The sequence below is a fragment of the Pseudomonas maumuensis genome (assembly GCF_019139675.1).
Lineage (GTDB): Bacteria > Pseudomonadota > Gammaproteobacteria > Pseudomonadales > Pseudomonadaceae > Aquipseudomonas > Aquipseudomonas maumuensis.
This window is the reverse complement of sequence record NZ_CP077077.1, coordinates 4718316-4742983: the sequence shown is the minus strand read 5'-3', so window position 1 is coordinate 4742983 and position 24668 is coordinate 4718316. Positions and strand designations below refer to the sequence as shown.

At 64.5% G+C, this 24668-nt stretch carries 21 protein-coding genes; 20 read left to right on the top strand and 1 reads right to left on the bottom strand.

The features are described 5' to 3' along the window. Positions 1-291 precede the first annotated feature (291 nt). The 16 genes from mraZ to lpxC all read left to right on the top strand — a co-directional run bounded on the left by mraZ (position 292) and on the right by lpxC (position 18074). A complete protein-coding gene (mraZ, locus tag KSS90_RS21180; RefSeq protein ID WP_011535546.1) occupies positions 292-747 on the top strand; it encodes a division/cell wall cluster transcriptional repressor MraZ in 456 nt (151 codons plus the stop codon). After that, positions 744-1691 carry a 16S rRNA (cytosine(1402)-N(4))-methyltransferase RsmH gene (rsmH, locus tag KSS90_RS21175; protein ID WP_046857014.1) on the top strand — a complete coding sequence of 316 codons (948 nt, stop codon included), beginning with the start codon at positions 744-746 and terminating at the stop codon, positions 1689-1691. The genes mraZ and rsmH overlap by 4 nt, the downstream gene beginning before the upstream one ends. Next, positions 1688-1981 (top strand): cell division protein FtsL, encoded by a 294-nt coding sequence (gene ftsL, locus KSS90_RS21170; RefSeq protein ID WP_046857013.1) that lies wholly within the window; start codon positions 1688-1690, stop codon positions 1979-1981. The genes rsmH and ftsL overlap by 4 nt, the downstream gene beginning before the upstream one ends. Continuing rightward, positions 1981-3708, top strand: coding sequence for a peptidoglycan D,D-transpeptidase FtsI family protein (locus KSS90_RS21165; RefSeq protein ID WP_217869835.1), 1728 nt, complete (start codon positions 1981-1983; stop codon positions 3706-3708). The genes ftsL and KSS90_RS21165 overlap by 1 nt, the downstream gene beginning before the upstream one ends. Beyond that, positions 3708-5171: a UDP-N-acetylmuramoyl-L-alanyl-D-glutamate--2,6-diaminopimelate ligase gene (locus KSS90_RS21160; RefSeq protein ID WP_217867144.1), complete on the top strand. Its 1464-nt coding sequence runs from the start codon at positions 3708-3710 to the stop codon at positions 5169-5171. Before KSS90_RS21165 ends, KSS90_RS21160 begins: the two co-directional genes overlap by 1 nt. Next, positions 5164-6531 carry a UDP-N-acetylmuramoyl-tripeptide--D-alanyl-D-alanine ligase gene (locus KSS90_RS21155; RefSeq protein WP_217867143.1) on the top strand — a complete coding sequence of 456 codons (1368 nt, stop codon included), beginning with the start codon at positions 5164-5166 and terminating at the stop codon, positions 6529-6531. Before KSS90_RS21160 ends, KSS90_RS21155 begins: the two co-directional genes overlap by 8 nt. Then, positions 6531-7613, top strand: a complete 1083-nt coding sequence (gene mraY, locus KSS90_RS21150; protein WP_217867142.1) for a phospho-N-acetylmuramoyl-pentapeptide-transferase — start codon at positions 6531-6533, stop codon at positions 7611-7613. Before KSS90_RS21155 ends, mraY begins: the two co-directional genes overlap by 1 nt. 6 nt (positions 7614-7619) lie before the next feature. Then, a complete protein-coding gene (gene murD, locus KSS90_RS21145; protein WP_217867141.1) occupies positions 7620-8966 on the top strand; it encodes a UDP-N-acetylmuramoyl-L-alanine--D-glutamate ligase in 1347 nt (448 codons plus the stop codon). Next, positions 8963-10177: a putative lipid II flippase FtsW gene (ftsW, locus tag KSS90_RS21140; RefSeq protein WP_023632511.1), complete on the top strand. Its 1215-nt coding sequence runs from the start codon at positions 8963-8965 to the stop codon at positions 10175-10177. The genes murD and ftsW overlap by 4 nt, the downstream gene beginning before the upstream one ends. After that, positions 10167-11246, top strand: coding sequence for an undecaprenyldiphospho-muramoylpentapeptide beta-N-acetylglucosaminyltransferase (gene murG, locus KSS90_RS21135; protein WP_217867140.1), 1080 nt, complete (start codon positions 10167-10169; stop codon positions 11244-11246). Before ftsW ends, murG begins: the two co-directional genes overlap by 11 nt. Further along, positions 11239-12687 (top strand): UDP-N-acetylmuramate--L-alanine ligase, encoded by a 1449-nt coding sequence (gene murC, locus KSS90_RS21130; protein WP_217867139.1) that lies wholly within the window; start codon positions 11239-11241, stop codon positions 12685-12687. Before murG ends, murC begins: the two co-directional genes overlap by 8 nt. Next, complete coding sequence (locus KSS90_RS21125; RefSeq protein WP_046857006.1) at positions 12684-13640, top strand: D-alanine--D-alanine ligase; 957 nt, start codon at positions 12684-12686, stop codon at positions 13638-13640. The genes murC and KSS90_RS21125 overlap by 4 nt, the downstream gene beginning before the upstream one ends. Positions 13641-13645: 5 nt before the next feature. After that, positions 13646-14515: a cell division protein FtsQ/DivIB gene (locus KSS90_RS21120; protein ID WP_217867138.1), complete on the top strand. Its 870-nt coding sequence runs from the start codon at positions 13646-13648 to the stop codon at positions 14513-14515. 14 nt (positions 14516-14529) lie between these two features. Next, entirely contained in the window at positions 14530-15798 is a 1269-nt protein-coding gene (gene ftsA / locus KSS90_RS21115) for a cell division protein FtsA (protein WP_094010215.1), read from the top strand. Positions 15799-15853: 55 nt separating this feature from the next. Then, positions 15854-17050, top strand: coding sequence for a cell division protein FtsZ (ftsZ, locus tag KSS90_RS21110; protein ID WP_016395521.1), 1197 nt, complete (start codon positions 15854-15856; stop codon positions 17048-17050). A 112-nt stretch (positions 17051-17162) separates the two neighbouring features. Continuing rightward, positions 17163-18074 carry a UDP-3-O-acyl-N-acetylglucosamine deacetylase gene (lpxC, locus tag KSS90_RS21105; protein WP_023629817.1) on the top strand — a complete coding sequence of 304 codons (912 nt, stop codon included), beginning with the start codon at positions 17163-17165 and terminating at the stop codon, positions 18072-18074. A 115-nt stretch (positions 18075-18189) separates the two neighbouring features. Here lpxC and KSS90_RS21100 read toward each other — a convergent pair whose 3' ends face one another. Continuing rightward, a complete protein-coding gene (locus tag KSS90_RS21100) occupies positions 18190-18651 on the bottom strand; it encodes a DUF721 domain-containing protein (protein ID WP_217867137.1) in 462 nt (153 codons plus the stop codon). A gap of 320 nt (positions 18652-18971) precedes the next feature. Between KSS90_RS21100 and secA the strand changes: the two genes are divergently transcribed. The 4 genes from secA to KSS90_RS21080 all read left to right on the top strand — a co-directional run bounded on the left by secA (position 18972) and on the right by KSS90_RS21080 (position 24641). After that, positions 18972-21707, top strand: a complete 2736-nt coding sequence (gene secA / locus KSS90_RS21095) for a preprotein translocase subunit SecA (RefSeq protein WP_217867136.1) — start codon at positions 18972-18974, stop codon at positions 21705-21707. Between the two features lie 88 nt (positions 21708-21795). Further along, the gene (gene argJ, locus KSS90_RS21090) at positions 21796-23013 is read left to right on the top strand and encodes a bifunctional glutamate N-acetyltransferase/amino-acid acetyltransferase ArgJ (RefSeq protein WP_217867135.1); all 1218 of its coding nucleotides are present in this window, start codon (positions 21796-21798) and stop codon (positions 23011-23013) included. A 54-nt stretch (positions 23014-23067) separates the two neighbouring features. Then, complete coding sequence (locus tag KSS90_RS21085; RefSeq protein WP_217867134.1) at positions 23068-23700, top strand: glutathione S-transferase family protein; 633 nt, start codon at positions 23068-23070, stop codon at positions 23698-23700. Continuing rightward, positions 23697-24641, top strand: coding sequence for a Nudix family hydrolase (locus KSS90_RS21080; protein ID WP_217867133.1), 945 nt, complete (start codon positions 23697-23699; stop codon positions 24639-24641). The genes KSS90_RS21085 and KSS90_RS21080 overlap by 4 nt, the downstream gene beginning before the upstream one ends. Positions 24642-24668 lie beyond the last annotated feature (27 nt).

Sequence of the window (24668 nt, the reverse complement as noted above, 5' to 3'; positions counted from 1 at the left end):
AATCGATAGCAGATGCGTCCTGGTAATACCGAAAAAATCTTACTCTTAATAATTTACTTTAACTTCCCACTCTATCCACTTGAGTGTGCTTGATTTTTTCCGTCAGTTTTTCTCTCTTGTACTCCTTCCACCTTCCTTTGTTGAGCTAAATCGCCGTCCTGTAAGGGATTTCCCTATGAACGTGCCTTGACGGTGTGGCGGGCGGATTCCTATAGTGTGCGCAAGTGGCAGAAAGTGGGATGAAGTGGGTTTTCTGGCACAAAAAAGCTAACATTGTGGGGAATCGCAGCCGTGTTCCGCGGAGCCAACGCCGTCAGCCTCGATGCCAAGGGCCGTCTCGCCATGCCGAGCCGGTACCGTGACGAGCTCGATTCGCGTTGCAATGGTCAACTGATCGTGACCATCGACGCCGTTGACCCCTGCTTGTGTGTTTACCCCCTCGATGAGTGGGAACAGATAGAAGCCAAGTTGCGTGCCTTGCCGTCGCTGCGTGAGGAAAACCGTCGCCTGCAGCGATTGCTGATTGGTAATGCGGTGGACCTGGAGCTCGATGGCAGCGGGCGTTTCCTGGTGCCGCCGCGCCTGCGTGAGTACGCCAAGTTGGACAAGAAGGCGATGTTGGTGGGGCAGCTGAACAAATTCCAGCTGTGGGACGAGGATGCCTGGAACGCGGTTTCGGCAGCCGACCTTGCAGCTATTCAACAACCGGGCGCCATGCCCGATGATTTGCGTGACCTGATCCTGTGACAATAGATAGCGGCTTCAACCACATCACCGTCCTCCTCGACGAAGCCGTCGAGGCATTGGCCCTGCGCGCCGACGGTTGCTATCTGGACGGCACCTTCGGGCGTGGCGGCCACAGCCGCCTGATCCTCAGCAAGCTCGGGCCGCAAGGGCGGTTGCTGGGGTTCGACAAGGATCCTCAGGCGATTGCCACCGGGCAAGCGCTGGCGGCCGAAGACGGCCGCTTTGTCATTGTGCAGCGCAGCTTTGCCGAACTCGGCGACGAGGTGCGCGCCCGCGGCCTGGATGGCAAGGTCAGCGGTATCCTGCTCGACCTGGGCGTATCCTCGCCGCAACTGGACGACCCCGAGCGTGGCTTCAGCTTCCTTAACGACGGCCCGCTGGACATGCGCATGAACCCGGGCCAGGGCATCAGCGCCGCCGAGTTCGTCGCCACCGCCCCCGTCGAAGAGATTGCCCGCGTGTTCAAGGAGTACGGCGAGGAGCGCTTCGCCGGTCGTATGGCGCGCGCGGTGGTCGAGCGTCGCGAGAAGCAGCCGTTCACCCGTACCGCCGACCTGGCGGAAGTGCTCAAGGTCGCCAACCCGGCCTGGGAAAAGGGCAAGAACCCTGCGACCCGCGCCTTCCAGGGCCTGCGTATCCATGTCAACAACGAGCTTGGCGACCTCGAGACCGGCCTTGAAGCCGCGCTCGACGCCCTTGAGGTGGGTGGCCGCCTGGCAGTGATCAGCTTCCACTCGTTGGAAGACCGTATCGTCAAACTGTTCATGCGCAAGCTGGTCAAGGGCGAGGCAGACAATTTGCCGCGCAACCTGCCGGTCCAGCACAAGGCCTTCGAGCCGAAGATCAAATTGATCGGCAAGGCGCAGTTCGCCTCCGAAGCCGAACTCAAGGCCAACCCGCGGTCGCGTAGCGCCGTCATGCGGGTAGCGGAGAAATTGCGGTGAGCAGGCTGTTTGCCAAGCCGCTGCCAGGCGGAAGCTTCCTGATGCTTCTGCTGTTCGTCGCCGTCCTGATTTCGTCGATCGCCGTTTCCTACAGCGCCCACTGGAACCGTCAGTTGCTCAACACCCTGTACGGTGAATTGAACGAGCGCGACAAGGCTCAGGCCGAGTGGGGCCGGTTGATCCTCGAGCAAAGCACCTGGACCGCCTCCAGCCGTATCGAGAGCCTGGCCTCGGAACAGCTCAGGATGCGTGTGCCCGCCGCCGACGAAGTGCGGATGGTCGCGCCATGATGAAGCTCGAAGGCGCACTCTACCCCTGGCGCTTCCGGGTGGTGGTCGGTTTGCTGGCGCTGATGGTCGGTGCCATCTGCTGGCGCATCATCGACCTGCAGGTCGTCGACCGCGACTTCCTCAAGGGGCAGGGCGACGCTCGCAGCCTGCGCCATATTCCCATCCCCGCGCACCGCGGCCTGATCACCGATCGCAACGGCGAGCCGCTGGCTGTCAGTACGCCTGTCACCACCTTGTGGGCCAACCCCAAGGAAATGCAGGCGGCCAAGGACCGCTGGCCGCAGCTGGCGGCTGCGCTTGGGCAGAACCCACAGCAGTTGAGCGAGCGCCTCACCCAGCAGGCCAGCAAGGAGTTCATCTACCTGGTCCGCGGCCTGACCCCTGAGCAGGGCCAGCACGTGCTCGACCTGAAGGTTCCGGGCGTATACGGCCTCGAAGAGTTCCGCCGCTTCTATCCGGCCGGTGACGTCACCGCGCACATGGTCGGCTTCACCGACCTGGATGACCATGGTCGTGAAGGCGTCGAGCTCGCCTACGACGAATGGCTCGCCGGGGTGCCCGGCAAGCGGCAGGTGATCAAGGACCGGCGTGGCCGGCTGATCAAGGACATCCAGGTAACCAAGAACGCCAAGGCCGGCAAGACCTTGGCGTTGTCGATAGACCTGCGTCTGCAGTACCTGGCCACCCGCGAGCTGCGCAACGCCATTGCCGAACAGGAAGCCAAGGCTGGCAGCCTGGTGATCATGGACGTCAAGACCGGCGAGGTCCTGGCCATGGTCAACCAGCCGACCTACAACCCGAACAACCGCCGCAGCATGTTCCCGGCGGCGATGCGCAACCGGGCGATCATCGACGTTTTCGAGCCAGGCTCGACGGTCAAGCCGATTTCCATGAGCGCCGCTTTGCAAAGTGGTCGCTGGAAGCCCACCGACAAGGTCGAGGTGTACCCGGGTAGCCTGCAGATCGGCCGCTACACCATCAAGGACGTTTCGCGCAGCGAGGGCCCGATCCTCGACCTGACCGGCATCCTGATCAACTCGTCCAACGTCGGCATGAGCAAGATCGCCTTCGATATCGGTGGCGAGGCCATCTACCGGGTGATGTCCCAAGTCGGTCTGGGCCAGTACACCGGCCTCGGTTTCCCGGGCGAGCGCGTCGGCAACCTGCCCAACCACCGCGAGTGGCGCAAGGCCGAGACCGCAACCTTGTCGTATGGCTACGGCGTGTCGGTGACCGCCCTGCAACTGGTGCATGCCTACGCCGCCCTGGCCAACGACGGCAAGATGGTGCCGCTGTCGATCCTAAAGGTCGACAAGACCCCGGAAGCGGTCCAGGCGATCCCCAAGGAAACCGCCGAAACCGTGCAGGGCATGCTGCAGCAGGTAATCGAAGCACCGCGCGGGGTATTCCGTGCCCAGGTGCCGTTCTACCACGTGGGTGGCAAGTCCGGTACGGCGCGTAAAGCCACCGTCGGCTCCAAGGGCTACACCGAGAACGCCTACCGTTCGCTGTTCGCTGGCTTTGGCCCGATGAGCGACCCGCGCTACGCCATCGTCGTGGTCATCGACGAGCCGAGCAAGGGCGGCTACTTCGGCGGCCTGGTCTCGGCCCCCGTATTCAGCAAAGTGATGTCGGGCACCCTGCGCCTGATGAATGTACCGCCGGACAACCTGCCGCCCTCGACGCAGCAAGCCAGCGCAGTACCCGCCAAGGGAGGGCGAGGTTGATGACGATGCCATTGAGTAAACTGTTCGCCCATGCCAGCCGCGATCCGTTGATCCGCGAGCTGACCCTGGACAGCCGCGCCGTGCGTCCGGGTGACCTGTTCCTGGCGGTGCCGGGAGCCAAGGTCGATGGCCGCGCGCATATTGCCGATGCCCTGGCCCGTGGCGCCGCTGCGGTGGCCTATGAAGAGCAGGGCGCCAGCGTGCTGCCGCTCACTGATGCGCCTCTGATTCCGGTCAAGGGCCTGATCGGCCAGTTGTCGCAGATTGCCGGGCGCTTCTATGGCGAGCCAAGTCGTCAGCTCGACCTGGTCGGCGTGACTGGTACCAACGGCAAGACCAGCGTGACCCAACTGCTGGCCCAGGCGCTTGACGCCCTGGGCAAGCGCTGTGGCCTGATCGGCACCCTCGGCACCGGCTTTTATGGCGAACTGCAGAGCGGCCGCCTGACCACGCCGGACCCGATCGCTGTGCAATCGACCTTGGGCGACCTGAAGAAGGGCGGGGCCAAGGCCGTGGCCATGGAGGTATCCTCCCATGCGCTCGAGCAGGGTCGGGTCGCCGCGCTGGACTTCGATATCGCGGTGATGACCAACCTGTCCCGCGACCACTTGGACTACCACGGCAGCATGGAGGCCTACGAGGCCGCCAAGGCCAAGTTGTTCGCCTGGTCGAGCCTGCGTGCCCGGGTGGTCAACCTGGATGATGACTTTGGGCGTCGCCTGGCAGACGCTCCTGCCACATCGCGCCTGATCTGCTACAGCCTGCAGGATTCGGCGGCGACGCTGTTCTGCAAAGAGGCAGTCTTCAACGATGATGGCGTGCGCGCCGTGATCGTTACCCCACAGGGTGAGCATGTCCTGCGTAGCCGCCTGCTGGGGCGTTTCAATCTGAGCAACATGCTGGCGGCGGTAGCCACGCTGATGGCGCTGGATTACCCGCTGGACGAAATTCTCAAGGTCACCCCGCAACTGCATGGGCCGGTCGGCCGCATGCAGCGCCTGGGTGGCGGTAAAAAGCCGTTGGTGGTGGTCGACTACGCCCACACCCCGGATGCCCTGGAAAAGGTGCTCGAGGCATTGCGCCCGCACGCCCACGGCAAGTTGCTGTGCCTGTTCGGCTGTGGTGGTGACCGTGACGCCGGCAAGCGCCCGCTGATGGCGGCAGTCGCCGAGCGCCTGGCCGATCGTGTGCTGGTGACTGATGACAACCCGCGTACCGAGGATCCGCAGCGCATCTTCGATGACATTCGCCCCGGCTTTGCCCAGCCCGACAGCGTGGAATTCGTCGCTGGCCGTGGCCAGGCCATTGCCCACCTGGTCGCCACTGCTGCTGCCGAGGATGTGATCGTCCTGGCCGGCAAGGGCCACGAGGATTACCAGGAGATCAATGGCGAGCGCCATGACTTCTCCGATCTGGTCGAAGCCGAGAAGGCCCTTGCCGCCTGGGAGGCTCCACATGCTTAAGCCCATGATGCTCAGCCAGTTGACTGCTGCCTTGAATGCGCGCCTGGCAGGCGCCGACGCCAGCTTCACCGGCGTCAGCATCGACAGCCGCAGCGTCGCTGCCGGTCAACTGTTCGTCGCCCTCAGCGGGCCGCGCTTCGATGGCCATGACTACCTGGCCGATGTGAAGGCCAAGGGGGCGGTCGCCGCGCTGGTCGAGCGCGAAATCGCCGGTGTCGATCTGCCGCAACTGGTGGTCGCCGACTGCCGCGTAGCGCTTGGCCAGCTCGGTGCGCTGAATCGTGCAGCCTTCGACAAGCCGGTGGTGGCCATCACCGGCTCCAGCGGCAAGACTACGGTCAAGGAAATGCTCGCCGCGATCCTGCGTACCCGCGGGCCGGTGCATGCCACCCGTGGCAACCTCAACAACGACCTCGGCGCACCGCTGACCCTGCTGGAGATCGCCCCGGAGCACAGCGCCGCGGTGATCGAACTGGGTGCCTCGCGCATCGGCGAGATCCGCTACACCGTCGGCCTGACCCGGCCGCAGGTAGTCATCATCAACAACGCCGGTACCGCCCACGTTGGCGAGTTCGGCGGCCCGGAGAAGATCGTCGAGGCCAAGGGCGAGATCCTCGAAGGCCTGGGCGAGGGCGGCACGGCCATCCTCAACCTGGCCGACAAGGCGTTCGACATCTGGCGCCGGCGCGCCGGGCAGCACCGTGTTCTCAGCTTCGCGCTGGACAATCCGCAGGCCGACTTCCACGCCAGCGATATCGGCCGCGACGCCCGTGGCTGCCCCTCGTTCACCCTGCACGGCCCGGACGGCAGCGTCCCGGTGCAACTGAACCTGCTCGGCATCCATAACGTCAGCAACGCCCTGGCCGCCGCCGCCGCAGCCTATGCCGTTGGTCTGAGCCTGAGCGGCATCGCCGCCGGCCTTGGCGCCGTGCAACCGGTCAAGGGCCGTACCGTTGCGCAGATTGCGCCTAGCGGCGCGCGGGTGATCGACGACAGCTACAACGCAAATCCCACCTCGATGTGTGCCGCCATTGATATACTCGCCGGCTTTTCCGGCCGCACCGTCCTGGTGCTCGGGGATATCGGCGAACTGGGGCAATGGGCCGAGGAAGGTCACCGCCAGGTAGGTGACTATGCACGTGGCAAGGTCGATGCGCTGTACGCGGTGGGCACCAATATGGCCTACGCCGTTCAGGCATTCGGTACCAATGGTCGCCATTTCGCCACTCAAGCTGAGCTGATCGAAGCCGTCAAGGCCGAGACCGCCAGCGACACCACTATCTTGATCAAGGGCTCGCGCAGCGCTGCGATGGAAAACGTCGTGGCCGCACTGTGCGGTGCCAGCGGGGAGAAACATTAATGCTGCTGCTGTTGGCTGAGTATCTGCAACAGTTCCACAAAGGCTTCGCGGTCTTTCAGTACCTGACCCTGCGCGGGATCCTGGGTGTGCTGACCGCGCTGTCCCTGGCCCTGTGGCTGGGCCCGTGGATGATCCGTACCCTGCAGATCCGCCAGATCGGTCAGGCCGTGCGTAACGACGGCCCGCAATCGCACCTGTCCAAGTCCGGCACCCCGACCATGGGCGGGGCGCTGATCCTCTCCGCCATCGCCATCAGCACACTGCTGTGGGCCGACCTGAGCAACCGCTATGTGTGGGTGGTGCTGATCGTCACCTTGGCGTTCGGCGCCATCGGCTGGGTCGACGACTACCGCAAGGTGATCGAGAAGAACTCCCGCGGCCTGCCGAGCCGCTGGAAGTATTTCTGGCAGTCGGTGTTCGGCTTGGCCGCGGCGATCTTCCTCTACAAGACCGCGCCGACCAGCGTCGAGACCACACTGATCATCCCGATGCTCAAGGACCTGGCCATCCCGCTGGGCGCTGGCTTCATCGTGCTGACCTATTTCGTCATCGTCGGCTCGAGCAACGCGGTCAACCTGACCGACGGCCTCGATGGCCTGGCGATCATGCCGACGGTGATGGTCGGCGGCGCGCTGGGCATCTTCTGCTACCTGTCGGGCAACGTGAAGTTCGCCGAATACCTGCTGATCCCGTACGTGCCGGGCGCGGGCGAGCTGATCGTGTTCTGCGGCGCGCTGATCGGCGCGGGCCTGGGCTTCCTGTGGTTCAACACCTACCCGGCCCAGGTATTCATGGGCGACGTCGGCGCGCTGGCGCTGGGCGCTGCATTGGGCACCATCGCGGTGATCGTCCGCCAGGAAATCGTGCTGTTCATCATGGGCGGCGTGTTCGTGATGGAAACCTTGTCGGTGGTCATCCAGGTGGCCTCGTTCAAGCTGACCGGCAAGCGCGTGTTCCGCATGGCGCCGATCCACCACCACTTTGAACTCAAGGGTTGGCCCGAGCCACGGGTGATCGTCCGCTTCTGGATCATCACCGTGATTCTCGTGCTGATTGGCCTTGCCACCCTGAAACTGAGGTAAACGAGCGTGTCACTGATCGCTTCCGACCAATTCCGCATCGTTGTCGGCCTCGGCAAGAGCGGCATGTCCCTGGTTCGCTTCCTGGCGAGCCGGGGCATTGCCTTTGCGGTCGCCGACACCCGTGAGCAACCGCCGGAACTGGACACCCTGCGCCGTGATTACCCGCAGGTGGAAGTGCGCTGTGGCGAGCTGGACGTGGACTTCCTGTGCCGAGCCAACGAGCTGTACGTGAGCCCCGGCCTGGCCCTGGCCACGCCTGCCCTGCAGCAGGCCGCCGCGCGCGGCGTCAAGCTGTCCGGCGACATCGAGCTGTTCGCCCGCCACGCCAAGGCGCCGATCATCGCTATCAGCGGCTCCAACGCCAAGAGCACCGTGACCACCCTGGTCGGCGAAATGGCCGCCAAGGCAGGCAAACGTGTGGCAGTCGGTGGCAACCTCGGCACGCCGGCCCTCGACCTGCTGGCCAACGACGTCGAGCTGTACGTCCTGGAGTTGTCGAGCTTCCAGCTGGAGACCACCGACCAACTCAACGCCGAAGTGGCCACCGTACTGAACATCAGCGAAGACCACATGGACCGCTACAGCGGCCTGCCGGCCTATCACCTGGCCAAGCACCGGATCTTCCGCGGCGCCCGCCAGGTGGTGGTCAACCGTCAGGATGCCCTGAGTCGTCCGTTGCCGGTCGAAGGCCGGCCGAGCTGGACCTTTGGCCTCAACGCACCGGACTTCAAGGCCTTCGGCCTGCGTGAAGTGGATGGCGAGAAATACCTGGCGTTCGAGTTCCAGACCCTCATGCCGGTGCGCGAGCTGAAGATTCGCGGCGCCCATAACCAGAGCAATGCCTTGGCCGCCTTGGCTCTCGGCCACGCCGTCGGCCTGCCCTTCGAGCCAATGCTCGAAGCCCTGCGCGAATTCAAGGGCCTGGCCCACCGTTGCCAGTGGGTGCGCGAGCGCAGCGGCGTGAACTGGTACGACGATTCCAAGGCCACCAACGTCGGTGCCGCGCTGGCGGCCATCGAAGGCCTGGGTGCCGATATCGAGGGCAAACTGGTGCTGATCGCCGGCGGCGATGGCAAGGGCGCCGATTTTGCGGCCTTGCGTACCCCGGTGGCGCAGCATTGCCGCGCCGTGGTGCTGATCGGCCGCGATGCCGCACGCTTGGCCGAAACCCTGAAGGACGCCGTGCAACTGGTGCCTGTGCAGACCCTCGATGAGGCCGTGCAGCGTTGCGCCGAGCTGGCCCGCGCCGGTGACGCGGTGCTGCTGTCGCCGGCCTGCGCCAGCCTCGACATGTTCAAGAACTTCGAAGAACGCGGGCGCCTGTTCGCCCAGGCAGCGGAGGGGCTGGCATGATCTTCGGCATCCTCAAGCCTTACCCGTCGCCGCTGATCAGCGGCCGTGGCATCGACCTCGACTTCCCGCTGCTGGCCGGTTGCCTGGCGCTGCTCGGCCTGGGCCTGGTGATGATCACCTCGGCCTCCTCCGAAGTGGCTGCGGTGCAGTCGGGCAACCCGCTGTACCACATGTTCCGCCACCTGGTGTACGTCACCCTTGGCCTGGGCGCCGGGCTGATGACCATGCTGGTGCCGATCGCCACCTGGCAGCGCATGGGCTTCATGATGCTGATCGGTGCCTTCGGCCTGTTGGTGCTGGTGCTGGTGCCCGGTATCGGCCGCGAGGTGAACGGGTCGATGCGCTGGATCGGTTTCAGCTTCTTCAACGTCCAGCCGTCGGAGATCGCCAAGGTCTTCGTGGTCATCTATCTCGCCGGCTACCTGGTGCGTCGCCAGACCGAGGTGCGCGAGAGCTGGATGGGCTTCTTCAAACCGTTCATCGTGCTGCTGCCAATGGCCGGCCTGCTGCTGATGGAGCCGGACTTCGGCGCCACGGTAGTGATGATGGGCGCTGCGGCGGCCATGCTGTTCCTCGGCGGGGTGGGGCTGTTCCGCTTCTCGCTGATGGTGGTGCTGGCGGTCATATCGGTGGTGGTGCTGGTCCAGGCCCAGCCTTACCGGATGGCGCGGCTGATCACCTTCACCGACCCCTGGAGCGACCAGTTCGGCTCCGGCTACCAGCTGACCCAGGCGCTGATCGCCTTCGGGCGTGGCGAATGGTTGGGCGTGGGCCTGGGCAACAGCGTGCAGAAGCAGTTCTACCTGCCCGAGGCGCACACCGACTTCGTGTTCTCGGTACTGGCCGAAGAGCTGGGGGTGGTCGGCTCGCTGCTGACCATCGCGCTGTTCGTGTTCATCACCGTGCGTGCCCTGTACATCGGCCTGTGGGCCGAGAAGGCCAAGCAGTTCTTCGCCGCCTACATGGCCTTTGGCCTGTCATTCCTGTGGATCGGCCAGTTCCTGATCAACATCGGCGTGAACGTCGGCCTGCTGCCGACCAAGGGCCTGACCCTGCCGTTCCTCAGCTACGGGGGCAGCTCCCTGGTGATCTGTTGCGCCTGTGTCGGGCTGCTTTTACGCATCGAGTGGGAGAGCCGCACCCATCTGGGCAGCGAGGAACACGAATTCAAGGAGAGCGATTTTGCCGAGGAGACCAGCCATGGCCGCTGACGGCAAGAACGTCCTGATCATGGCCGGTGGCACCGGGGGCCACGTGTTCCCGGCCCTGGCCTGTGCCCGCGAGTTCCAGGCGCGCGGCTACAGCGTGCATTGGTTGGGTACTCCGCGTGGCATCGAGAACGACCTGGTGCCCCAGGCCGGTCTGCCGCTGCACCTGATCCAGGTCACCGGCCTGCGCGGCAAGGGCAAGCTGTCGCTGCTCAAGGCGCCGTTCACCCTGGTCAAGGCCGTGCTGCAGGCGCGGCGCATCGTCCGTGAGCTCAAGCCGGTCTGCGTGATCGGTTTTGGTGGCTATGTGACCGGCCCGGGCGGCGTCGCCGCCCGGTTGTGCGGGGTGCCGCTGGTGATCCACGAGCAGAATGCCCGCGCCGGCACTACCAATCGCCTGCTGCTGCCGTTGGCTGCGCGGGTATGCGAAGCCTTCCCGGACACCTTTGCCGCCAGCGACAAGCTGCGCACCACCGGCAATCCGGTGCGCCCGGAGCTGTTCATGGACGCGGCGCGCGCGCCCTTGGCCGAGCGCCGTGCGCGGCTGCTGGTCATGGGCGGTAGCCTGGGTGCGGAACCATTGAACAAATTGTTGCCTAAGGCCCTGTCCGAAGTGCCGGAAAACCTGCGCCCCGAGGTGTTCCACCAGGCTGGGAGAAACCATGCCCCCGTCACCGCCGAGCGTTATCACGAGGCGGGTGTCGAGGCCCAGGTCGAACCGTTCATCAAGGACATGGCCCATGCCTATGGCTGGGCCGATATGGTGGTGTGCCGGGCCGGCGCCCTGACCGTAAGCGAACTTGCGGCGGCGGGCCTGCCCTCGATGCTGGTGCCCTTGCCCCATGCCATCGACGACCACCAGACCCACAACGCCCAATACCTGGCACGTGAAGGCGCCGCCTTCCTGATGCCACAAGCGACTACTGGCGCAGCGCAGCTCGCTGAACGCCTGAACGAGGTGCTGATGCAACCCGAGAAACTCAACGCCATGGCCGGCACCGCCCGCCGCCTGGCCAAACCTGCCGCAACCAGCACCGTGGTGGATATCTGCCTGGAGGTGGCCCATGGTTGAGAGCCAGAAAGCCATGCCGCATCCGAAGATGGGCCGTATCCGTCGCATCCACTTCGTCGGTATCGGCGGCGTGGGCATGTGCGGCATCGCCGAAGTGCTGCTGAACCTCGGCTATGAAGTGTCCGGTTCCGACCTCAAGGTGTCGCCGGTCACCGAGCGCCTTGAGTCGTTCGGCGCCGAGATCTTCGTCGGCCACCGCGCCGAGAACGCCGCCAACGCCGATGTGCTGGTGGTGTCCAGCGCGATCAATCCGGCCAACCCGGAAGTCGCCACCGCACTGGAGCGCCGTATCCCCGTGGTGCCGCGTGCCGAGATGCTCGCCGAGCTGATGCGCTATCGCCATGGTGTGGCGGTGGCCGGTACCCACGGCAAGACGACCACCACCAGCCTGCTGGCCTCGGTGTTCGCCGCCGGTGGCCTGGACCCGACCTTCGTCATCGGTGGTCGTCTGACTGCGGCGGGGACCAACGCGCAGTTGGGCACCAGCCGTTACCTGATCGCCGAAGCCGACGAGAGCGACGCCAGCTTCCTGCACCTGCAGCCGATGGTCGCCGTGGTCACCAATATCGACGCCGACCACATGGCCACCTACGAAGGCGACTTCAACAAGCTGAAGAAGACCTTCGTCGAGTTCCTGCACAACCTGCCGTTCTATGGGCTGGCGGTGATGTGCCTGGACGACCCGGTGGTGCGCGAGATCCTGCCGCAGGTCAAGCGCCCGACGGTCACCTACGGCTTCAGCGAAGAGGCCGACATCCGCGCCATCAACGTGCGCCAGCAGGGCATGCAGACCCACTTCACCGTGCTGCGCCGTGACTGCGAGCCGCTGGAAGTGTCGGTAAACATGCCGGGGAACCACAACGTGCTCAACGCTTTGGCGACCATCGCCATCGCCACCGACGAAGGCATCAGCGACGAGGCCATCGTCCAGGGCCTGTCCGGCTTCCAGGGCGTCGGTCGACGCTTCCAGGTATACGGCGAACTGCCGGTCGAGGGTGGCAGCGTGATGCTGGTCGACGACTATGGCCACCACCCGACCGAGGTCGCCGCGGTGATCAAGGCCGTGCGTGGCGGTTGGCCGAGCCGCCGCCTGGTGATCGTCTACCAGCCGCACCGCTATAGCCGCACCCGCGACCTGTACGACGATTTCGTGCAGGTGCTGGGCGATGCCAACGTGCTGCTGCTGATGGAGGTCTACCCGGCCGGCGAAGAGCCGATCCCCGGCGCCGACAGCCGCCAGCTGTGCCACAGCATCCGCCAGCGCGGCAAGCTCGACCCGATCTACATCGAACGCGGCGCCGAGCTCGCGCCGCTGGTCAAGCCGCTGCTGCGTGCCGGCGACATCCTGATCTGCCAGGGTGCCGGCGATGTCGGCGGCCTGGCCCCGCAATTGATGAAAAGCCCGCTGTTCGCAGGCGCCAAGCAGGAGAAGTCGAAATGACCAGCGCCTACGACAAGTTGCACTCGACCCTGGACGTCAAGGCCTTTGGCCGCGTCGCCGTGCTGTACGGAGGCAAGAGTGCCGAGCGTGAGGTTTCCCTGAAGTCGGGCAAGGCAGTGATCGAGGCGCTGACCAACGCTGGTGTCGACGTAGTCGCCATCGACGTCGGCGACGACCTGCTGACCCGCCTGCAGAGCGAGAAGATCGACCGCGCCTTCATCATCCTCCACGGCCGTGGCGGTGAGGACGGCAGCATGCAGGGCCTGCTCGAGTGCCTGGGGATTCCCTACACCGGCAGTGGCATCCTCGCCTCGGCGCTGGCCATGGACAAGCTGCGCACCAAGCAGGTGTGGCAGAGCCTGGGTATCCCCACGCCGCGTCACGCCGTGCTGGCCAGCGAGCAGGATTGCGTGGCCGCCAGTGCGGAACTGGGCTTCCCGTTGATCGTCAAACCAGCCCATGAAGGTTCGAGCATCGGCATGGCCAAGGTGAACAGCGAGCAAGAGCTGGTCGCCGCCTGGAAAGACGCCGCCAACTACGATTCGCAAGTCCTGGTCGAGCAATGGATCCACGGCCCGGAATTCACCATCGCCGTGCTGCGTGGCCAGGTGCTGCCGCCGATCGCGCTGGGCACGCCGCACGTGTTCTACGACTACGACGCCAAGTACATCGCCAATGACACCCAGTACCGCATCCCGTGCGGCCTGGACAGCGTCAAGGAGCAGGAGCTGATCGACCTTACCGCGCGCGCCTGCGATGCCGTTGGCATCGAGGGCTGGGGCCGTCTGGACGTGATGCAGGACGAGCAGGGCCGTTTCTGGCTGCTCGAGGTCAACACCGCACCGGGCATGACCGACCATAGCCTGGTGCCCATGGCGGCCCGTGCCGCCGGCCTGGACTTCCAGCAGCTGGTGCTGGCGATCCTGGCCGACAGCGTAGCGACGAGAGGTTAATAGCCATGCAAGGCGCGATGATACGTCAGCAGCCACCCGTTACCGGCCGTAGCAAGCCGGTACCGCGTGGTGCCAGCCGACTGGTGGCCGACGAGCCCGTATCGGCGCGCCTGCCGCGGCCAAGCTTCGGCGGCCTCAAGCGTCTGCTGTGGCCGGTGTTGCTGGTGGCCGCCGGCTTTGGCGCCTATGAGGGTGCCATTCGCCTGATGCCCTACGCCGACCGGCCGATCACCAAGATCGACGTGCAGGGCGACCTCAGCTACATCAGCCAGCAATCGGTGCAACAGCGGATCGCGCCCTACGTGGCGGCGAGCTTCTTCACCGTCGACCTCGCGGCGATGCGCGTCGAGCTCGAGCAGATGCCCTGGATCGCCCACGCCGAAGTGCGCCGGGTGTGGCCGGACGAGGTGGTGATCCGCCTGGAAGAACAGTTGCCGGTGGCGCGCTGGGGTGACGAGGCCTTGCTCAACAACCAGGGCCAGGCCTTCACCCCGCGCGAACTGGCCAACTACGAGCACCTGCCGCAGCTGTTCGGGCCGCAGCGCGCTCAGCAACAAGTCATGCAGCAGTATCAGGTATTGAGCCAGATGCTGCGCCCCATGGGCTTTTCCATCGCTCGCCTGGAGCTGCGCGAGCGAGGCAGCTGGTTCCTGACCACTGGCGCGGGTAGCGCCGGCCCAGGCATCGAGCTGCTGCTGGGGCGCGACCATCTGGTGGAGAAGATGCGCCGTTTCATTGCCATTTACGACAAATCGCTTAAAGACCAGATCACCAATATCGCCCGCATCGATCTGCGTTATTCCAACGGACTTGCCGTTGGTTGGCGGGAACCGAATGCACCGACGACGGCCCAACCCGCCGTTGCGAAGAATTAGAGAGAGGCAGGACCATGGCAAACGCGCATAGCGGCAAAATGATCGTCGGGCTGGACATCGGCACCTCCAAGGTGGTGGCGCTGGTGGGTGAAGTCGGCGAGGACGGTACCCTGGAGATCGTCGGCATCGGCACCCATCCGTCACGCGGCCTGAAGAAGGGCGTGGTGGTGAACATCGAATCGACCGTGCAGTCGATCCAGCGCGCCGTCGAAGAGGCCCAACTGATGGCCGGCTGCCGCATCCATTCGGCGTTCGTCGGTGTTGCCGGCAACCATATCCGCAGCCTGAACTCCCACGGCATCGTCGCCATCCGCGACCGCGAAGTCAGCACCGCCGACCTCGAGCGCGTGCTCGACGCAGCCCAGGCCGTGGCCATCCCGGCCGACCAGCGGGTGCTGCACACCCTGCCGCAGGACTACGTGATCGACAACCAGGAAGGCGTGCGCGAGCCCCTGGGCATGTCGGGCGTGCGCCTGGAAGCCAAGGTCCACGTGGTTACCTGCGCGGTGAACGCGGCGCAGAACATCGAAAAATGCGTGCGCCGCTGTGGCCTGGAAATCGACGACATCATCCTCGAGCAACTGGCCTCGGCCTACTCGGTGCTGACCGACGACGAGAAAGAGCTGGGCGTGTGCCTGGTGGACATCGGTGGTGGCACCACCGACATCGCCATCTTCACCGAAGGCGCGATCCGTCACACCGCGGTGATCCCGATCGCCGGCGACCAGGTCACCAACGACATCGCCATGGCCCTGCGCACCCCCACGCAGTACGCCGAGGAAATCAAGATCCGTTACGCCTGCGCCCTGGCCAAGTTGGCCGGTGCCGGCGAGACCATCAAGGTGCCGAGCGTGGGTGATCGCCCGCCGCGCGAGCTGTCGCGCCAGGCCCTGGCCGAAGTGGTGGAGCCTCGTTACGACGAGCTGTTCACCCTGATCCAGGCCGAGCTGCGCCGCAGCGGCTACGAGGACTTGGTTCCGGCCGGCATCGTCCTCACCGGCGGCACCGCGAAGATGGAAGGTGCCGTGGAACTGGCTGAGGAAATCTTCCACATGCCGGTACGCCTGGGCGTGCCGCACAGCGTCCGCGGGCTGAGCGACGTGGTCCGCAACCCGATCTATTCCACCGGCGTGGGTCTGCTCACCTACGGCCTGCAGAAGCAGTCCGAGGACCTGTCCCTGACCGGTATCAGCAACAGCAACAGCAGCAACAACAGCTATGGCGATGAACCCAAGGGTCCAGTGCTTGAGCGACTCAAGCGTTGGGTCCAGAGCAACTTCTGAGTTTCAAAGCAGTAGTGGTAGGCGCGACAACTAGAGAACTGTAAGGAGAGGGAAAATGTTCGAGCTCGTAGACAACGTCCCGCAAAGTCCGGTCATCAAGGTGATCGGCGTCGGCGGTGGCGGCGGCAACGCCGTCAACCACATGGTCAAGAGCAGCATCGAGGGCGTGGAATTCATCTGCGCCAACACCGATGCTCAGGCGCTGAAAAACATCGGCGCGCGCACCATCCTGCAACTGGGCACCGGTGTGACCAAGGGCCTGGGTGCTGGCGCCAATCCGGAAGTCGGCCGTCAGGCCGCGCTGGAAGACCGTGAGCGCATCGCCGAAGTGCTGCAGGGCACCAACATGGTGTTCATCACCACCGGCATGGGTGGCGGTACCGGTACCGGCGCAGCGCCGATCATCGCCGAAGTGGCCAAGGAAATGGGCATCCTCACCGTTGCGGTGGTGACCCGTCCGTTCCCGTTCGAAGGCCGCAAGCGCATGCAGATCGCCGACGAAGGCATCCGCATGCTGGCTGAAAGCGTCGACTCGCTGATCACCATCCCCAACGAGAAGCTGCTGACCATCCTGGGCAAGGATGCAAGCCTCTTGTCCGCCTTCGCCAAGGCCGACGACGTGCTGGCCGGCGCCGTGCGCGGCATCTCGGACATCATCAAGCGTCCGGGCATGATCAACGTCGACTTCGCCGACGTGCGCACCGTGATGGGTGAGATGGGCATGGCGATGATGGGGACCGGCTGCGCCAGCGGCCCGAACCGTGCTCGCGAAGCCACCGAGGCGGCGATCCGCAACCCGTTGCTCGAAGACGTCAACCTGCAGGGCGCCCGCGGCATCCTGGTGAACATCACCGCAGGGCCTGACCTGTCGCTGGGCGAGTACTCCGACGTGGGTAGCATCATCGAGGCCTTCGCCTCCGACCACGCGATGGTCAAGGTCGGCACCGTGATCGACCCGGACATGCGCGACGAGCTGCACGTGACCGTCGTGGCCACCGGCCTGGGCGCGCGCATCGAGAAACCGGTCAAGGTGGTCGACAACACCCTGCAGACCGCCCAGCAGGCGTACGAGGCTTCCAATCCGGCCCCGGTTCGCCAGGAGCAGTCGGCCGTCAACTACCGTGACCTGGAGCGTCCGACCGTGATGCGCAACCAGGCCCATGCAGGTGCTGCGGCAGCCGCTAAACTCAACCCTCAGGATGATCTGGACTACCTGGATATCCCGGCGTTCCTGCGTCGTCAGGCCGATTAATGGAATTTATCAGGGGTATAAGGGTGATTGGTGTTCAGCAAAGGCCGGGTCTGTTATCATCCCCAGCCTTTGTTGATACCTGTTCGCAATTTGCGCTGAAGCGGCCAATGCCATGATTAGACAACGCACCCTGAAGAATACCATCCGTGCCACAGGTGTCGGCCTGCACTCCGGGGAGAAGGTCTACCTGACCCTCAAGCCTGCGCCTGTCGACACCGGCATCGTCTTCCGTCGCGCCGACCTCGACCCTGTGGTCGAAATCCCGGCGCGCGCGGCCAACGTCGGCGAGACCACCATGTCCACCACGCTGGTCAACGGTGACGTCAAAGTCGATACGGTCGAGCACCTGCTCTCCGCCATGGCGGGCCTGGGCATCGATAACGCCTACGTCGAGCTCTCCGCCTCGGAAGTGCCGATCATGGATGGCAGTGCCGGACCCTTCGTATTCCTGATCCAATCGGCCGGCCTGGAAGAACAGGACGCACCGAAGAAGTTCATCCGCATCCTGCGTGAAGTGACAGTGGAAGAGGGCGACAAGCGCGCCACTTTCCTGCCCTTCGACGGGTTCAAGGTGAGCTTCGAGATCGACTTCGATCACCCGGTCCTCAAGGGCCAGACCCAAAGCGCGGTCGTCGACTTCTCGAGCACCTCGTTCGTGAAGGAAGTCAGCCGTGCCCGTACCTTCGGTTTCATGCGTGACATCGAGTACCTGCGCAAGCACAACCTTGCGCTGGGCGGCAGTGTCGAGAACGCCATCGTCGTCGACGAAACCGGTGTGCTCAACGAAGACGGCCTTCGTTCCGATGACGAATTCGTCAAGCACAAGATCCTCGACGCCATCGGCGATCTGTACCTGCTGGGCAACAGCCTGATCGGCGAGTTCAAGGGCTACAAGTCCGGACACGCGCTGAACAACCAGCTGCTGCGCAAGCTGATCGCGGAAACCGACGCCTGGGAAGTGGTCACCTTCGAAGATGCCAGCACGGCACCGATCTCGTACATGCGCCCTGTTGCGGCTGTGTAAGTTCGAACACTCTCTCTAGTGATTGAGGCCACCTTCGGGTGGCCTTTTTTATGGCGCGGAGTTGGCCTGGTGCCGTTGAGGAACAGGTGGCAACCCGTGGGCAGGCTCGAGCGCCTCAGTTGTTACCTTTGCCCTGCGCATGCGCGGCCAGGCGTTCCAGGGCGGCGCGCAGCTTGGGATCGTTGATCCCCTCGGCGGAACCACGAATGCTCTCGGCGGCATTGCTCGACAGTTCAGGCCCATGACCTTCACGCCTGGCCGGCACCAGCGGCGGCTGTACCTTGAACTGGATGCGGCTGAGGTTGGCGAAGGCTTCCATGGCCTGGAGCTGTCGTTGCAGGCGCTTCTGCTGGTAGCGCAGGCGGGTGGCCCAATGGCCGTCGGTAACCACCAGCAACAAGGTCCCTTCCTTCCAGGACGCTACATGGCAATGCTCGCGGGCGGCGGGTTGCAGCTGGCTTTCGAGCAGGCGCTGCAGATGCTCGATGCGCTCGGCCTGGTTGAGCAGCAGGCGCAGTGGGCGGGCTTTGCGCAGCAGTTCGGCCGGTAGGCGGGCAGGGGTTGGTTTGTAGGCCATGGAATACGCAGTTGGTTACAAGACCGGCAGTCTAACAGATGCGTTGCCGGCACCGGCTACAGCGCCCGAAAAGGCAGCCGATGTTCCAGTACTTTGATGCAAGTCATTCTCGATACGTTTCATCTTTCGCCACCTTGAACTTGGCGAAAAAGCCCCTATGTTAGTCAGGCCCCCTAAAAGCGCTGTGCCAGCATCGTGGAAATCCACCACTTTCCTCACCATCGTTTCCGGGTAGAATGCTCGTTCGCATGCGGCCTCTGGGCTGCACGGGCGACTCATGGGGCCGCCCTCCATCCCTACGTGTGGAAGATCCTGCCGATATGTTTGCGCCTTTGTTAAAAAAACTTTTTGGAAGCAAGAACGAGCGTGAAATCAAGCGCATGCTCAAGACGGTGAGCACCGTCAATGCCTTCGAAGAGAAGATGGTGGCCCTCTCCGACGAGCAGCTGCGGGGCAAGACCGCAGAGTTCAAAGAGCGCCTGGCCAAAGGCGAGACCCTCGACCAGCTATTGCCCGAAGCCTTCGCCGTGGCCCGCGAGGCCGGCAAGCGCGTGATGGGCATGCGTCACTTCGATGTCCAGCTGATCGGCGGCATGACCTTGCACGAAGGCATGATCGCAGAAATGCGTACCGGTGAAGGCAAGACCTTGGTCGGTACCCTGGCCGTCTACCTCAACGCGCTGTCCGGCAAGGGCGTGCATGTGGTCACGGTGAACGACTATCTGGCCCGCCGCGACGCCAACTGGATGCGCCCGCTGTACGAGTTCCTCGGCCTGACCGTGGGCATCGTCTCGGCCTTCCAGCCGCCGGAAGAGAAACGCGCCGCCTACGCCGCGGACATCACCTACGGCACCAACAACGAATTCGGTTTCGACTACCTGCGCGACAACATGGCGTTCAGCCAGGATGAGAAGTTCCAGCGTGAACTGAACTTCGCGGTGATCGACGAAGTCGACTCGATCCTCATCGACGAAGCGCGTACCCCGCTGATCATCTCCGGCCAGGCCGAGGACAGCTCCAAGCTGTACATCGAGATCAACCGCCTGATCCCGCGCCTGACCCAGCACATCGAGGAAGTCGAAGGCCAGGTGACCCAAGAGGGTCACTACAGCATCGACGAGAAGAGCCGCCAGGTCGAACTGAACGAGGCCGGCCACCAGTTCATCGAGGACATGCTCACCCAATCCGGCCTGCTGGCCGAGGGCGAGAGCCTGTACTCCGCGCACAACCTGGGCCTGCTGACCCACGTCTACGCTGGCTTGCGTGCGCACAAGCTGTTCCACCGCAACGTCGAGTACATCGTCCAGGACGGCCAGATCCTCCTGATCGACGAGCACACCGGCCGCACCATGCCGGGCCGTCGCCTGTCCGAAGGCCTGCACCAGGCCATCGAGGCCAAGGAAAACCTGAACATCCAGGCCGAGAGCCAGACCCTGGCCTCGACCACCTTCCAGAACTACTTCCGCCTGTACACCAAGCTGTCCGGCATGACCGGTACCGCCGACACCGAGGCGTTTGAGTTCGCGCAGATCTATGCGCTCAACGTGATGGTCATTCCGCCGAACAAGCCGTTGGCGCGCAAGGACTTCAACGACCTGGTGTACCTGACCGCCGACGAGAAGTACGCGGCGATCATCGCCGACATCAAGGAAAGCATGGCCCAGGGCCGTCCTGTCCTGGTCGGCACCGCGACCATCGAAACCTCCGAGCACATGTCCAACCTGCTCAAGAAGGAAGGTATCGACCACAAGGTCCTGAACGCCAAGTACCACGAGAAAGAAGCCGAGATCATCGCGCAAGCCGGTGCGCCGGGCGCCCTGACCATCGCCACCAACATGGCCGGTCGTGGTACCGACATCCTGCTGGGCGGTAACTGGGAGGCCGAAGTCGCCGCCCTGGAAAACCCGAGCGCCGAGCAGATCGCCCAGATCAAGGCCGACTGGCAGAAGCGTCACCAGCAGGTGCTGGAGGCCGGTGGCCTGCACGTGATCGCTTCCGAGCGCCACGAATCGCGCCGTATCGACAACCAGCTGCGTGGCCGTGCCGGCCGTCAGGGCGATGCCGGCTCGAGCCGCTTCTACCTGTCGCTGGAAGACAGCCTGATGCGCATCTTCGCCTCCGACCGGGTGAAGAACTTCATGAAGGCCCTGGGCATGCAGTCCGGCGAGGCCATCGAGCACCGCATGGTGACCAACGCCATCGAGAAGGCGCAGCGCAAGGTCGAGGGTCGCAACTTCGACATTCGTAAGCAGCTGCTCGAATACGACGACGTGGCCAACGAACAGCGCAAGGTGATCTACCACATGCGCAACAGCCTGCTGGCGGCTGAAAACATTGGCGACACCATCGCCGAGTTCCGCCAGGAAGTGCTCGATGCCACCATCAGCCAGCACATTCCGCCGCAGTCGCTGCCCGAGCAGTGGGACGTGGCCGGCCTGGAGGCCTCGCTGTCCAGCGACTTCGCCATGAAGCTGCCGATCCAGCAGTGGCTCGACGAGGACGATCACCTCTACGAGGAGACCCTGCGCGAGAAGCTGCTCAAGGCAATCACCGACGCCTACAACGAGAAGGAAGACCAGGCCGGCATCGACGCCCTGCGCACCTTCGAGAAGCAGATTTTGCTGCGCGTGCTGGACGACCTGTGGAAAGACCACCTGTCGACCATGGACCACCTGCGCCACGGTATCCACCTGCGCGGCTATGCGCAGAAGAACCCGAAGCAGGAGTACAAGCGCGAATCCTTCACCCTGTTCCAGGAACTGCTCGAGTCGATCAAGCGCGACACCATCCGCGTGCTGTCGCACGTTCAGGTCCGTCGCGAAGACCCGGTCGAGGAGGAAGCCCGTCTGCGCCGCGAGGCCGAGGAACTGGCCAGCCGCATGCAGTTCCAGCACGCCGCCGCACCTGGCCTGGAAGGCGAGCAACTGGCCGAGGAGGGCGCTGAAGTCGCCGTCGCATCGGCCCCTGTGCGCAACGACATGAAGCTGGGCCGTAACGAGCCTTGCTGGTGTGGCTCGGGCAAGAAATTCAAGCATTGCCATGGTCAGATTGAATGATCTGAACCACCTGCAGTAACGTGACACATCCGGGGCCGCTTTGCGGCCCCGCTTTTTGTTCTCAACCGATTTATCTAGGAGCGCTCTAATGGCTGTTGGTCTTGGTCCCCTGCCCACCCTGCACCCGGTTCCCGGTTTCGAACTCGGTATCGCCTCGGCGGGCATCAAGCGCCCAGGGCGCAAGGATGTGGTGGTGATGCGCTGCGCCGAAGGCTCCAGCGTCGCCGGCGTGTTCACCCTCAACGCCTTCTGCGCGGCCCCGGTGATCCTCTCCAAGCAGCGCGTGCAGGGCACCGTGCGTTACCTGCTGACCAACACCGGCAACGCCAACGCCGGCACCGGCGCACCGGGCCTGGCCGCCGCCGAGCGCACCTGCGCCAAGCTGGCCGAACTGGCCGGCGTGCCGGCCGAGTCGGTCCTGCCGTTCTCCACTGGCGTGATTGGCGAGCCGCTGCCGGTCGAGAAGATCGAGGGCGCGCTGCAGGCCGCCCTGGACAACCTGTCGGAAAACAACTGGGCCGAAGCCGCCACCGGCATCATGACCACTGACACCCTGCCCAAGGGCGCCAGCCGTCAGTTCCAGTTCGACGGCAAGACCATCACCGTCACCGGTATCAGCAAGGGCGCGGGGATGATCCGCCCGAACATGGCCACCATGCTCGGCTACATCGCCACCGACGCCAAGGTCGCCCCGGCGGTGTTGAAGGACCTGATGCTCGACGGCGCCAACAAGTCGTTCAACCGCATCACCATCGACGGCGACACCTCGACCAACGACTGCTGCATGCTGATCGCCACCGGCAAGGCCGATGTGCCGGAAGTGACCGAGGCCAGCGGCGCGCTGTTCGAAGCGCTGAAGAAGGCGGTGTTCGAAGTGTGCATGGAAGTGGCGCAGGCCATCGTCCGTGACGGCGAAGGTGCCACCAAGTTCGTCACCGTGCAGGTCAACGGTGGTGGCAACCACCAGGAGTGCCTGGACGTCGGCTATGCAGTGGCTCACTCGCCGTTGATCAAGACCGCGCTGTTCGCCTCCGACCCCAACTGGGGCCGCATTCTCGCAGCTGTCGGTCGCGCCGGCGTGCCCGAGCTGGATGTCAGCCTGATCGACGTGTATCTGGACAGCGTGTGCATCGCCAGCAAAGGCGGGCGCAGCCCGAGCTACACCGAGGCGCAGGGCTCGGCGGTGATGGCCCAGGAAGAGATCACCATCCGCATCGACCTCGGCCGTGGCCAGTGCAGCGAAACCATCTGGACCACCGACCTGTCCCACGAGTACGTGAAGATCAACGCCGAATACCGCACCTGATGTCATAGGGGCTGCACAGCAGCCCCAATATCCCGAATTCTATGGAGCCGAACCATGAGCTATCACCTGATCATCGGCGACAAGCTGTATTCCTCCTGGTCGCTACGCGGCGCCCTGGCCCTCGACCTGGCCGGCGTGTCCTACGAAGAAACCCTGATCAAACTCAACCAGCCCGATACCCGTCAGCGTCTGCTGGCGTTCTCTGCCACCGGTAAGGTGCCGCTGCTCAAGACCGAGCATGGCGTGATCGCCGATTCCCTGGCCATCGCCGAATACCTCAACGAGCAGCACCCGCAAGCATGCCTGTGGCCGGAAGACATCGCCGCTCGCGCCCAGGCCCGTTCGGCCTGTGCCCAGATGCACAGCGGCTTCTTCGCCCTGCGCGGCGCCATGCCGTTCGACCTGTCCCGCGACCAGGCGCTGGAAAGCGTGCCGCTGGATGTGCAGGTCGACATCGACCGCATCGTCGCCCTATGGTCCGAGTGCCGCCTGGTGGCCAAGGATAGCGGCCCGTTCCTGTTTGGCCGGCCGACCCTGGCCGATGCCTTCTTCGCCCCGGTGGCCGTGCGCCTGCGCAGCTACCGCGTCGAGGTGCCGGCCGAGGCCGCCGCCTATATCGAAACCATCTACCAGTGGCCGGCCTTCCAGGCCTGGCAGCGGGCGGGCCTGGCGGAGCGTGAAGGGTGAAACGGATTCATGTAGTGGCCGCGGTCATCCGCGGTGCCGATGGTCGCATCCTGATCGCCCGTCGTGCGGATACTCAGCATCAAGGCGGCTTGTGGGAGTTCCCCGGCGGCAAGGTAGAAGCGGGGGAGGGCGTCGAGGCGGCGCTGGCCCGTGAGCTGCGTGAGGAGCTGGGCATTGAGGTCACGAGCTCGCGCCCGCTGATCAAGGTCAGCCACGATTACCCGGACAAGCAGGTGTTGCTCGATGTGCGTGAGGTGAATGCCTTTACCGGCGAACCTCACGGGGCAGAGGGCCAGCCTTTGGCCTGGGTGGCGCCGCGTGACCTGGGGCAGTATGCGTTCCCCGAGGCCAACAAGCCGATCGTCGCCGCCGCGCGTTTGCCCGATCAATACCTGATCACCCCGGACGGCCTGGAAGTGCCTGAGTTGCTCAAGGGTATCCAGAAGGCCGTGGCCAGCGGTATCAGGCTGATCCAGCTACGCGCACCGGACATGTACGACCCGAAGTACCGCGATGTGGCGGTGGACGCGGTTGGCCTGTGCGCAGGCAAGGCGCAACTGATGCTCAAGGGGCCGCTGGAATGGCTGGGCGACTTCCCGTCGGCCGGCTGGCACCTGACCGCCGCGCAGTTGCGCAAGTACGCGGCCAAGGGCCGGCCATTCCCGAAGGAGCGCTGGCTGGCGGCGTCCTGCCACAGTGCCGAGGAGCTGGCATTGGCCGAGCAGATGGGGGTGGACTTCGTCACCCTGTCGCCAGTGCAGGCGACCCAGACTCATCCGGATGCCACACCGCTCGGTTGGGATGAGGCGCAGCGCTTGATCGGCACGATCAGCCGCCCGGTGTTCCTGTTGGGTGGGGTCGGGCCGGGTGAGCGGGAACAGGCGTGGGATGCCGGTGCTCAGGGCGTGGCGGGGATTCGGGCGTTCTGGCCCGAGATTTGAGTCACTCGTGAGAGGGACCGCTTTGCG